This window comes from Bacillus sp. BB081, from assembly GCF_008368895.1.
GTDB lineage: Bacteria > Bacillota > Bacilli > Bacillales > Bacillaceae_G > Bacillus_A > Bacillus_A wiedmannii.
In genome coordinates, this window is sequence record NZ_QOZX01000002.1 from 413,294 (window position 1) to 425,549 (window position 12,256).

Annotated in this window: 12 protein-coding genes; all 12 read left to right on the top strand. The window is 38.1% G+C overall.

Translation table 11 applies throughout. The annotated features are described in order from the left end of the window. The first annotated feature begins 85 nt into the window (after nucleotides 1-85). The 12 genes from yqiS (at nucleotide 86) to DN394_RS02360 (ending at nucleotide 12,047) form a co-directional block, all read left to right on the top strand. Complete coding sequence (gene yqiS / locus DN394_RS02300) at nucleotides 86-985, top strand: phosphate butyryltransferase (protein WP_098085103.1); 900 nt, start codon at nucleotides 86-88, stop codon at nucleotides 983-985. Between the two features lie 34 nt (nucleotides 986-1,019). Further along, nucleotides 1,020-2,120: a leucine dehydrogenase gene (locus tag DN394_RS02305; RefSeq protein WP_000171360.1), complete on the top strand. Its 1,101-nt coding sequence runs from the start codon at nucleotides 1,020-1,022 to the stop codon at nucleotides 2,118-2,120. Nucleotides 2,121-2,207: 87 nt separating this feature from the next. Beyond that, nucleotides 2,208-3,311 (top strand): butyrate kinase, encoded by a 1,104-nt coding sequence (buk, locus tag DN394_RS02310; protein ID WP_000056195.1) that lies wholly within the window; start codon nucleotides 2,208-2,210, stop codon nucleotides 3,309-3,311. Nucleotides 3,312-3,315: 4 nt separating this feature from the next. Continuing rightward, the gene (lpdA, locus tag DN394_RS02315) at nucleotides 3,316-4,737 is read left to right on the top strand and encodes a dihydrolipoyl dehydrogenase (protein ID WP_000090438.1); all 1,422 of its coding nucleotides are present in this window, start codon (nucleotides 3,316-3,318) and stop codon (nucleotides 4,735-4,737) included. Nucleotides 4,738-4,764: 27 nt separating this feature from the next. Then, nucleotides 4,765-5,766: a 3-methyl-2-oxobutanoate dehydrogenase subunit alpha gene (gene bfmBAA, locus DN394_RS02320; protein WP_000852549.1), complete on the top strand. Its 1,002-nt coding sequence runs from the start codon at nucleotides 4,765-4,767 to the stop codon at nucleotides 5,764-5,766. Nucleotides 5,767-5,779: 13 nt separating this feature from the next. Continuing rightward, nucleotides 5,780-6,763 carry a 3-methyl-2-oxobutanoate dehydrogenase subunit beta gene (gene bfmBAB, locus DN394_RS02325; protein WP_000290073.1) on the top strand — a complete coding sequence of 328 codons (984 nt, stop codon included), beginning with the start codon at nucleotides 5,780-5,782 and terminating at the stop codon, nucleotides 6,761-6,763. Nucleotides 6,764-6,778: 15 nt separating this feature from the next. Continuing rightward, a complete protein-coding gene (locus tag DN394_RS02330; RefSeq protein ID WP_097915871.1) occupies nucleotides 6,779-8,095 on the top strand; it encodes a dihydrolipoamide acetyltransferase family protein in 1,317 nt (438 codons plus the stop codon). 340 nt (nucleotides 8,096-8,435) lie between these two features. Further along, nucleotides 8,436-9,614 (top strand): FtsW/RodA/SpoVE family cell cycle protein, encoded by a 1,179-nt coding sequence (locus DN394_RS02340; RefSeq protein ID WP_000831201.1) that lies wholly within the window; start codon nucleotides 8,436-8,438, stop codon nucleotides 9,612-9,614. 107 nt (nucleotides 9,615-9,721) lie between these two features. Further along, nucleotides 9,722-10,426, top strand: coding sequence for a DUF421 domain-containing protein (locus DN394_RS02345; RefSeq protein WP_097915873.1), 705 nt, complete (start codon nucleotides 9,722-9,724; stop codon nucleotides 10,424-10,426). 69 nt (nucleotides 10,427-10,495) lie between these two features. Further along, the gene (locus DN394_RS02350) at nucleotides 10,496-10,960 is read left to right on the top strand and encodes an NUDIX hydrolase (RefSeq protein ID WP_097993712.1); all 465 of its coding nucleotides are present in this window, start codon (nucleotides 10,496-10,498) and stop codon (nucleotides 10,958-10,960) included. Nucleotides 10,961-11,082: 122 nt separating this feature from the next. After that, entirely contained in the window at nucleotides 11,083-11,490 is a 408-nt protein-coding gene (locus DN394_RS02355) for a YjdF family protein (RefSeq protein WP_097915877.1), read from the top strand. A 143-nt stretch (nucleotides 11,491-11,633) separates the two neighbouring features. Next, nucleotides 11,634-12,047 (top strand): BrxA/BrxB family bacilliredoxin, encoded by a 414-nt coding sequence (locus DN394_RS02360; protein ID WP_002003484.1) that lies wholly within the window; start codon nucleotides 11,634-11,636, stop codon nucleotides 12,045-12,047. The last annotated feature ends 209 nt before the right edge of the window (nucleotides 12,048-12,256 follow it).

Sequence of the window (12,256 nt, forward strand, 5' to 3'; positions counted from 1 at the left end):
TTATTGGTAAGACCACTTTTAAAAGTTGGCACGGTATTTGCTTTATAAATAGACGAGGGACGACGGAAAGGGTTGATTACAAAATATGAAGTTAGAACACTTAATTGATCAAGCAGCAGGACAGCCTAAAAAAACTGTGGCTGTAGCAGTAGCTGAAGATCATGAAGTAATTGAAGCTGTAGCGAAAGCAATTAAATTACAGCTAGCTCAATTTCGTCTATATGGAAATCAAGAAAAAATAATGGGGATGCTACAAGAACATGATTTACAAACTTCAGAACACATTGAAGTGATTGCAGCACAGTCAAATGCTGAAGCTGCAGAACTTTCTGTTAAAGCTGTAAGAAATGGCGAAGCAGATGTGCTTATGAAGGGAAACATCCCAACAGCAAATATTTTGAAAGCTGTATTAAATAAAGAGTGGGGACTTCGTAAAGGTAGCACACTTTCACACGTTGCAGCATTTGAAGTTCCAAATTACGATCGTCTTATCTTTGTTACAGATGCAGCGATGAACATTGCACCTGATGTAACACAAAAAGCTGCTATTATACAGAATACTGTAGAAGTTGCCCAGGCAATAGGAATGGATTTGCCAAAGGTAGCACCAATTGCAGCGGTAGAGGTTGTTAATCCTGCGATGCAAGCGACAATTGATGCAGCGATGTTAACTCAAATGAATCGCCGCGGACAAATTAAAAATTGTGTCGTTGATGGACCACTTGCTTTAGATAATGCAGTATCACAAATTGCAGCAGAACATAAAGGCATAGTAAGTGATGTAGCAGGTAAGGCAGACATTTTACTCGTCCCAACGATTGAAGCTGGAAATGTGCTATACAAATCACTCGTATACTTTGCGGATGCAAAAGTAGGAGCTATGATTGCTGGCGCAAAAGCACCGATTGTTTTAACATCTCGTGCTGATTCAGCAGAAACAAAAGTATATTCATTAGCATTGGCAGTTGCGACTGCTTCAAAATAAACCAAAAAGGGTAAAACACTAGGGGGAAACGACAATGACATTAGAAATCTTCGAATACTTAGAAAAATATGATTATGAGCAAGTAGTATTTTGTCAAGATAAAGAATCTGGTTTAAAAGCAATCATCGCAATTCATGATACAACACTTGGACCAGCTCTTGGTGGAACAAGAATGTGGACATATGATTCTGAAGAAGCGGCGATTGAAGATGCATTGCGTCTTGCAAAAGGGATGACATACAAAAACGCAGCAGCTGGCTTAAACTTAGGTGGTGCGAAAACAGTAATTATCGGTGATCCACGTAAAGATAAGAGCGAAGCGATGTTCCGTGCATTAGGACGTTATATTCAAGGACTAAACGGACGTTACATTACAGCTGAAGATGTTGGTACAACAGTAGATGATATGGATATTATTCACGAAGAAACTGATTTTGTAACAGGTATTTCACCATCATTCGGTTCTTCTGGTAACCCATCTCCAGTAACTGCATACGGTGTTTACCGTGGTATGAAAGCAGCTGCGAAAGAGGCTTTCGGTACTGATAATTTAGAAGGAAAAGTAATTGCGGTTCAAGGCGTTGGTAATGTAGCATATCACCTATGCAAACATTTACATGCTGAAGGAGCAAAATTAATCGTTACAGATATTAATAAAGAAGCTGTACAACGCGCGGTAGAAGAATTCGGTGCATCAGCAGTTGAGCCAAATGAAATTTACGGTGTTGAATGTGATATTTACGCACCATGTGCATTAGGCGCAACAGTTAATGACGAAACTATCCCACAACTTAAAGCAAAAGTAATCGCAGGTTCTGCAAATAACCAATTAAAAGAAAATCGTCACGGCGACATGATTCATGAAATGGGTGTTGTATACGCACCAGACTATGTTATTAATGCTGGTGGTGTAATTAACGTAGCAGACGAATTATATGGATACAATAGAGAGCGTGCATTAAAGCGTGTTGAGTCTATTTATGACACAATTGCAAAAGTAATCGAAATTTCAAAACGCGATGGCATTGCAACTTATGTAGCAGCAGATCGTCTAGCTGAAGAGCGCATTGCAAGCTTGAAAAACTCTCGTAGCACATACTTACGCAACGGTCACGACATTATTAGCCGTCGCTAATCATTCATATATTACTTTTACAAAAGGTGTGGTTACCTCTTATGAGGTTTCCACTTCCTTTTGAATTTATTAGTGGAGGTAGCAACAGTGTCTTTAAATCGAATTCTTGTTATTAATCCGGGTAGTACATCCACGAAAATTGGTGTTTTTGATAATGAAAGGCCCGTTTTAGAAGAAACTATTCGTCATGACGAAGAACAAATTGGAAAATATAAGAGAATTATCGATCAATATGAGTTTCGCAAAGAAACGATTTTAGAAGTTCTACATTCTCACGGTATTAACATTTCAAAGTTAAACGCAGTTTGTGGGCGTGGGGGATTACTTCGTCCAATTGAAGGCGGAACATACACAGTAAACGATTCGATGTTAGAAGATTTAAAAAATGGGTTTAGCGGTCATCATGCTTCAAACCTTGGAGGCATTTTAGCATATGAAATCGCTTCTGGATTAAATATTCCGGCATTCATAGTAGATCCTGTCGTTGTAGATGAAATGGAGCCGATTGCTCGTATAAGCGGTATTGCTGGTATGGAACGTAAAAGTATTTTCCATGCATTAAACCAAAAAGCGGTTGCCCGTAAAGTAGCTGAAGAATTAAATCACAAATACGAGGATTTAAATTTATTAGTTACACATATGGGTGGCGGTATTACAGTTGGTGCTCATAAAAAAGGAAAAGTTATTGATGTGAATAACGGCTTAAACGGAGAAGGACCATTTAGTCCAGAGCGTGCGGGTACAGTACCGGTAGGGCAATTAGTTGAGATGTGTTTCTCTGGTGAGTATTACCGTGACGAAATGGTTAAAAAACTTGTTGGACAAGGTGGACTTGTAAGCCTAATCGGTACAAATGATGCGATCAAAGTAGAACAAATGGTTGAAAAAGGTGATCCGGAAGCAACTCTTATTTATAAAGCAATGGCATATCAAGTTGCAAAAGAGATTGGCGGAGCTAGCGCTGTACTTCACGGGAAAATCGATGCAATCGTTTTAACTGGTGGACTTGCGTACAGTAAAATTCTTGTTGATGAAATAAAAGAACGTGTTGACTGGATTGCAGATGTTATCGTACATCCAGGGGAAGATGAATTACAAGCATTAGCAGAAGGAGCACTTCGTGTATTACGTGAAGAAGAAGCGCCGAAAGAGTATGTTGTACGAGAAAAACAAACAGTAGCTAGGGGTTGAGATAATGGCAAGAGAATATGATTTAGTCATCGTTGGCGGCGGTACTGGTGGATATGTTGCTGCTATTCGAGCGTCACAACTAGGTTTAAAAACTGCACTTGTTGAAAAAGAAAATCTTGGTGGTACTTGTTTGCACAAAGGATGTATTCCTAGTAAAGCTCTTTTACGTAGTGCGGAAGTTTACGCAACTGCTAAAAAAAGCGAAGAGTTCGGAGTTATTGCAAGTAATGTAGAACTAAACTTTGCGAAAGTGCAAGAGCGTAAAGAGAAGATTGTAACGCAACTTCATAAAGGCGTTCAACACTTAATGAAACAAGGTAAAATTGATGTGTTTGAAGGTATTGGCCGTATTCTTGGCCCATCTATTTTTTCTCCAATGCCAGGGACAATTTCGGTTGAACTTGCAAGTGGAGAAGAAAATGAAATGTTAATTCCAAAAAATGTACTTGTTGCAACAGGTTCTCGTCCGAATTCATTACCAGGTTTAGAATTAGACGGAGAGTATGTAATGTCTTCCGATCATGCCCTAAAAATGGAAACGCTTCCTAGCTCAATTATTATCGTTGGTGGCGGTGTAATCGGTATTGAGTGGGCATCTATGCTTGCTGACTTCGGTGTAGAAGTTACAGTATTAGAGTATGCGAAAACGATATTACCACTAGAAGATCAGGACGTTTCAAAAGAAATGCAACGTCTATTCAAGAAAAAAGGTATTAAAGTGGTAACTGGTGCAAAAGTATTACCAGAAACATTGGTAAAAGATAATGGAGTAACAATTCAAGCTGAACATAACGGTGAGAATAAAGAATTTAAAGCAGAAAAAATGCTTGTATCTGTAGGAAGACAAGCCAATACGCAAAATATTGGTTTAGAGAATACGGATATCGTTGTGGAAAAAGGATACATTCAAACAAATGAGTTTTATCAAACGAAAGAATCTCATATTTACGCAATCGGAGATGTAATCGGTGGCTTACAACTTGCTCACGTTGCTTCTCATGAAGGAATTGTTGCAGTAGAACATATTGCTGGTAAAGAAGTTACACCAATTGATTACTCTATGGTATCAAAATGCGTATATAGCAGTCCGGAAGTTGCTTCTGTCGGTTTAACAGAACAAGAAGCGAAAGAAAAAGGTTATAAGTTAAAAGTAGGTAAGTTCTCATTCCGTGCAATCGGAAAAGCACTTGTATACGGCGAATCAGATGGTTTCGTAAAACTTGTAGTTGATGAAGAAACAAATGACATTCTTGGTGTTCATATGATTGGACCACATGTAACAGATATGATTTCTGAAGCTGGTCTTGCAAGAGTACTTGATGCAACACCGTGGGAAGTAGCACATACAATTCATCCGCATCCATCATTATCTGAGGCGATTGGTGAAGCGGCATTAGCTGTAGATGGAAAAGCGTTACACGCATAAAAATGTGGATTTAGGAGGTTATGAAAAATGGCAGAAGTAAAAGAAAAGCGCCATGAAGAGCTTGGCTTAAGTGATGAGCAAGTATTAGAAATGTTCCGTACGATGTTACTTGCACGTAAAATCGACGAACGTATGTGGTTATTAAACCGTGCTGGTAAAATTCCATTCGTAATTTCTTGTCAAGGACAAGAGGCGGCACAAGTTGGAGCAGCATTCGCTCTTGATAGAGAGAAAGATTATGCATTACCATACTACCGTGATATGGGTGTTGTACTAGCGTTCGGTATGACAGCTAAAGAGCTTATGTTGTCTGCTTTCGCGAAAGCTGGAGATCCAAACTCTGGTGGTCGTCAAATGCCTGGTCACTTCGGTCAAAAGAAAAATCGTATTGTGACAGGATCATCTCCAGTAACAACGCAAGTACCACATGCAGTTGGTATTGCATTAGCTGGAAAAATGGAAAAGAAAGATTTAGTAACGTTCGTTACATTTGGAGAAGGTTCTTCAAACCAAGGTGACTTCCATGAAGGGGCAAATTTTGCTGGTGTACACAAACTACCTGTTATTTTCATGTGTGAAAATAATAAATACGCAATCTCTATTCCAGTTGAAAAACAATTAGCATGTAAAAACGTATCAGACCGTGCAATTGGTTACGGTATGCCTGGATATACAATAGACGGGAACGATCCGCTTGCAGTATATAAAGCTGTAAAAGAGGCAGCAGACCGCGGACGTCGTGGTGAAGGCCCAACTTTAATTGAAACAGTATCATATCGTTTAACAGCACATTCTAGTGACGACGATGATCGTGTTTATCGTGATAAAGAAGAAGTTGAAGAAGCAAAGAAAAAAGATTCAATTATAACATTTGCAGCTTATTTAAAAGAAGCTGGCGTGTTAACTGAGGAATTTGAAAAACAAATGTTAGACGAAATTATGCATATCGTAAATGAAGCAACAGAATATGCAGAAAATGCTCCGTATGCAGCACCTGAAGATGCATTGAAGCACGTATACGCAGAATAGGGGGGAACGTTTCATGGCTGTAATGTCTTATATTGATGCTATTACATTAGCAATGCGCGAAGAAATGGAACGCGATGAGAAAGTATTTGTTTTAGGTGAAGATGTTGGTAAAAAAGGTGGCGTATTTAAAGCGACACACGGATTATATGATCAATTTGGTGAAGATCGTGCGCTTGATGCACCGCTTGCAGAATCTGCAATTGCTGGGGTAGCAATTGGTGCGGCAATGTATGGTATGCGTCCAATCGCTGAAATGCAGTTTGCTGATTTCATCATGCCAGCAGTAAACCAAATTGTTTCTGAGGCAGCAAAAATTCGTTATCGTTCTAATAACGATTGGACTTGTCCAGTTACAATTCGTGCGCCATTTGGCGGCGGTGTTCACGGTGCATTGTATCATTCACAATCTGTGGAAGCGATGTTTGCGAACCAACCAGGTTTAAAAATTGTTATTCCTTCTACACCATATGATGCAAAAGGTTTATTAAAAGCAGCAATTCGTGATGAAGATCCAGTATTATTCTTTGAGCATAAGCGTGCATATCGCTTAATTAAAGGTGAAGTGCCAGAGGATGATTACGTACTACCAATCGGAAAAGCAGATGTAAAACGCGAAGGTGATGATATTACTGTTATCACGTACGGATTATGTGTTCACTTTGCTCTTCAAGCAGCTGAAAAGTTAGCGCAAGATGGCATCTCTGCACATGTTCTTGATTTACGTACTGTATATCCATTAGATAAAGAAGCAATCATTGAAGCAGCTTCTAAAACAGGTAAAGTTCTTCTTGTAACAGAAGACAATAAAGAAGGAAGTATTATAAGTGAAGTGGCAGCAATTATTGCTGAAAACTGTCTGTTTGATTTAGATGCGCCAATCGCACGTCTTGCCGGTCCAGACGTTCCAGCAATGCCATATGCACCAACAATGGAAAAATTCTTTATGGTAAATCCAGATAAAGTTGAAAAAGCAATGCGTGAACTTGCGGAATTTTAATCGGGGGGACTATACATGGCTGTAGAAAATATCACAATGCCTCAGCTCGGGGAGAGCGTTACAGAGGGTACAATTAGTAAATGGCTCGTTAATGTTGGCGATCACGTAAATAAATATGATCCGCTTGCAGAAGTAATGACTGATAAAGTAAATGCTGAAGTACCATCTTCTTTCACTGGTATTGTGAAAGAATTAATCGCTGGTGAAGGTGAGACGTTAGCTGTAGGTGAAGTAGTTTGTGTTATTCAAGTAGAAGGCGCAGATGAAGTAGCAGCGACAGCTGTTGAGGAAAAAACAAAAGAAGAACCAAAGGCAGAAGTAGCTGCGCCTGAAAAAGCACCGAAAGCAAAACAACCAACTGATGGAAAACCACGTTTTTCACCAGCTGTTTTAAAACTTGCAGGTGAGCATAATGTTGATTTAGATTTAGTAGAAGGTACGGGAGCAAATGGCCGTATCACTCGTAAAGATATTTTAAAGCTAGTGGAATCTGGAAATATTCCGCAAGCAGGTGCGAAGAAAGAGGAAGCGGTAGCAGCAGTAGTAGAAGCGCGTCCAGAAGCACCAAAAGCAGCGCCAGTAGCACAGAAAGTAGAAACTGCAAAACCAGTTTCTGTACCAACAATGCCTGGCGATATCGAAATTCCAGTAACAGGTGTGCGTAAAGCAATTGCAGCGAACATGTTACGCAGTAAACATGAAGCGCCACATGCTTGGATGATGATTGAAGTAGATGTGACAAACCTTGTGTCATACCGTAATTCAATTAAAGGTGATTTCAAAAAGCGCGAAGGCTTTAATTTAACGTTCTTTGCTTTCTTCGTAAAAGCAGTAGCACAAGCGTTAAAAGAGTATCCTCAAATCAATTCAATGTGGGCTGGCGATAAGATCGTTCAGAAGAAAGATATTAACCTTTCTATCGCTGTTGCAACAGAGGACGAACTATTTGTACCAGTAATTAAACACGCGGATGAGAAGACGATTAAAGGTATCGCTCGTGAAATTACAGAGCTTGCAGGAAAAGTACGTACGAAATCGTTAAAAGCGGACGAAATGCAAGGTGGAACATTTACAATTAATAACACAGGATCATTCGGTTCTGTTCAATCTATGGGTATTATTAATTATCCACAAGCGGCTATTTTACAAGTTGAATCAATTGTAAAACGCCCAGTAATTATGGAAAATGGTATGTTCGGTGCTCGCGACATGGTTAACTTATGTTTATCACTTGATCACCGTGTACTAGATGGCTTAATTTGTGGTAAGTTCTTAGGACGTGTAAAAGAAATTTTAGAAAATACGTCAGAAAATAATACATCTGTATATTAATAAAAAGCTCGCTTATGCGAGCTTTTTATCATCTTATTTCTTCATCTACATCCTACTATATGTATAATATCTTCCCCAGTAATCTTACAATGAACGATTATGTATTAGGAATTTATGAAAATACATTGCTGATATATGGTATATGGATATAAAATAAGAAAAGAATAATTTTTTTGGCAAATCTTACTGACGAAACTGTAGTATAATATATTGTATTGTATGAAAAAGAGAGTTATTCTATATAAGTGTTTTATAGATAATGTGTAATCAGTCGTCAAAACATGAAGAATGTTGACTCCTGGTTTTTTATTTTGCTGTAACAATGTTTCAGGAGGATGTCATGAAAAGAAGTACCGAGTTTCTAAAAAGTTTAGATGTAAAATTAATATTAATTTTGTTAGCATTATGTGTTACGAGTATAGCTGCTATATATAGTAGTCAGCAAACTGGCCAATATGGAGAGGCAAACTTTGCGATGAAACAGGGTTTGAACTACATAATTGGAGTTGTATTGTTATTGCTTGTTGCAAGCATCGACTTAGATCAATTACAAAAATTGTCTTGGCCACTTTATATCGTCGGATTTGGTTCACTTATTCTTTTGAAAATACTACCGGTTTCCACTTTCACACCTGAAAAATTAGGTGCAAAAAGATGGTTTGTATTTCCGTTAGTTGGACAAATTCAACCATCTGAGTTTTTCAAAATTTCATTGCTTCTCGTAGTAGCAAGTATAGCAGTGAAACATAATGCACAGTATATGGCAAGGACATTCCAAACGGATTTACAATTAGTAGGTAAAATTGTGCTTGTATCCCTTCCGCCTATGGCTGTTGTATATAGCCAACCGGATACAGGGATGGTGTTCTTATATGCTGCTGCAATTGCATGTATTTTATTTATGTCAGGTATTCAGAAGAAATTGATAGCGTTATGTACAGTTATTCCAGTCACCATACTATCGGCGTTAATATTTATTTACGTAAGGTATGAGGATTTCTTCTTTAATAAGTTAGTTACGTTACTAAAACCTCACCAACAATCACGTATTTTAGGTTGGTTAGATCCATTTGAACATACAGATCAAGGTTATCAAACACAGCAATCGATCTTAGCTGTAGGTAGTGGCGGTATGGAAGGGAAAGGATTTGGCGAAGGGAACGTCTATATCCCTGAGAAGCATACTGACTTTATTTTTGCTACAATTGCCGAAGAAGGTGGATTTATCGTAGCAGCGTTAGTTGTATTCTTGTTCCTATTACTACTATATCGAACAATTATTATCGGTTATTCTGCTGATAATTTATTCGGTACATTATTATGTGCTGGATCAATCGGAATATTAACGGTTCAAATATTCCAAAACATCGGTATGATCGTTGGATTAATGCCTGTAAAAGGGATTGCATTACCGTTCTTATCATATGGGGGGAGTTCCTTGTTCTCGAATATGATTATGATGGGTCTCATATTATCCGTACGAAAAACGTATAAAAAGTATATGTTTTCCGTCAAGTAAGAAAAGCTGATTCGTTTAAAAACGAATCAGCTTTTTTACATATATGCTCTTAAACGTTGCAAACTAAAGAAAAGTAGCAGTTTGAGATGGGTAAGGAGTGCAAAGTGATGCATATGCATATTTTTGAAGGGGCACGGCATCTTTCTAATAGTGAATGGGTTATTCGGGCTATTATAGCATACATATTTTTAATATTAGTTGCGAAAGCGATGGGGCAAAGGTCCATCGCGCAGCTTCGTTTTTTAGATGTTGTATTAGTGTTATTGCTTGGTGGGAATATTTCTAACGCATTATCTGATGAAAAAGTGGGATTACTCGGCTCGATGATTACAACGTTCATACTCGTTGTACTTCACATTATAAGCTCAGTCTTAATGTTGAAATGGGATAGATGGAGACGCTTTTTAGAGCCAGCACCTATTATTCTTATACACAATGGTTCCATTGATTTTAGCAATTTGAAAAAAGCGAGAATTACGGTGGAATATTTATTTTCGGAACTTCGCATGCGAAATGTGAGCGATATTCAAACGATTAAATTAGCATTGTGGGAAGCGAATGGTGTTGTTTCTATATTTCAGTATCCAGAATATGAAGCAGTTTCGCGGCTTGATCTGAAAGTGGCGGGAAGAAGATCTCCAGTTTCTTTTGTATTAGTAAAGGATGGGAGGATTCAGCAAGATGTTCTAGCTTTAGTAGGAAAAACAGAAGAGTGGGCGAGAGAATTTCTAGAGAAGAGTGCAGAAGTCGAATCCATTATGTTAGCTACAGTAGATGAAGCTCATAAAATAAATATTTTGTTAAAAAAATGAAAAATATACGCATTTTGTCGTTTCATACATATGATACAATAGTGTGGACAACGAAAAAGGAGGGATACGATGGGATATGTAGAGGAGTTACGAAAAGTAGTTGGTCATCGCCCTTTAATTTTAGTTGGTGCTGTTGTACTCGTTATAAATGAAAATGGATATGTATTATTACAGCAAAGAACAGAGCCTTACGGAAAATGGGGGCTACCTGGCGGATTAATGGAGCTTGGCGAATCACCAGAAGAAACAGCTTGCCGTGAAGTATATGAAGAGACAGGAATAGAAGTGAAGAACTTGCGATTAATTAATGTATTTTCTGGAGCGAATTATTTTACAAAACTAGCAAATGGTGATGAATTTCAATCCGTAACGACAGCCTATTATACCGAGGAATATGAAGGGGAGTTTGTTATGAATAAAGAAGAAGCGGTTCAGCTTACATTCTTCCCACTAACAGAACTACCTGATTATATTGTAGGATCGCATAAAAAAATGATTGCTGAATATATGAAAATTATGGGAAAAAATATATAATAATAGTGAAAGAAATACAAAAACACAGTTCTGGTCGGTAGTCCAGACGCATGATTTCATGTCAGTAACCTTCCCCTCCGGGATGTCCCGTATTTCTAATTTTTTTAAAGGAGGGGCTGTCAATGGATTTGACAGTATATTACGATGGCCAATTTTTTGTTGGAATCATTACATGTAAAGAAACAGGGAAATTGTATGGAGCAAGGTATATTTTTGGAACGGAGCCGTCAGACGAAGAAGTACTTATATTTGTGAATGGTCCAATGTTAGCATATTTCCAGCACGTTGCAAAATGCGGTGTGGAAGTGAAAGAAAAACAGCGTCCAAAAAATATAAAACGTATCATACGACAAGCGGCAAAAGAAGTAAATGTAAAACGTTTTACTAAGGCACAAGAGGCAATTAGCTTATCTTATGAACTGCATAAACAAGAAAAGAAAGTGCAGTCTAAAGAGAAGCGAGAAGCTGAAAAACAAAGAAGACGTTTAATTAAAGTACAAAAAGCAAAGCAAAAGCATCGTGGCCATTAAGAAAAGGTGTTAGAGCAAGGGCTCTAACACCTTTTCTATACCCAAATACAAGTAAACTTACTTGTATTTCATAAACATTAACTGGTAAGATACAAATAGATAGTTTTAGAGGAGGGAAAAGATTGATTAATTTTAACTTTTTTATGAATGATGTTGTCCGCCAAGCACGTGAAGAGATTGTCTCTGCTGGATATACAGAATTGACGACGCCGGAAGCAGTAGAAGAAGCGTTTAAAAGAAATGGAACAACACTTGTAATGGTAAACTCTGTATGTGGTTGTGCAGGTGGTATTGCTCGTCCTGCTGCTGCGCATTCCGTACATTATGATAAACGTCCTAACCATCTTGTAACGGTGTTTGCAGGTCAAGATAAAGAAGCAACTGCAAAAGCTCGTGAATATTTCGAAGGATATCCACCTTCTTCTCCATCATTCGCTTTATTAAAAGATGGAAAAATTGTAACGATGGTAGAACGTCATGAAATTGAAGGTCATGAACCAATGCAAGTTATTGCAAAACTACAATCTTATTTCGAAGAGAATTGTGAAGAACTATAAAGTGAAACTTTAATCAGTGGGGGGCATCCCCCCACTGATTATCAGCCCTCACCAATCGGGCTTCTACGGGCAGTTGATTCCCCATCCAACGTCTTTGTTTTCGCTGAATTTTGAGGTGGGGGGTTTACTGCCCACAAATAGCGATGTAGGATTTATTAATTTAGTATTAAAGGATGTACATCCACAATGCATAGTTATGTTATTTTATG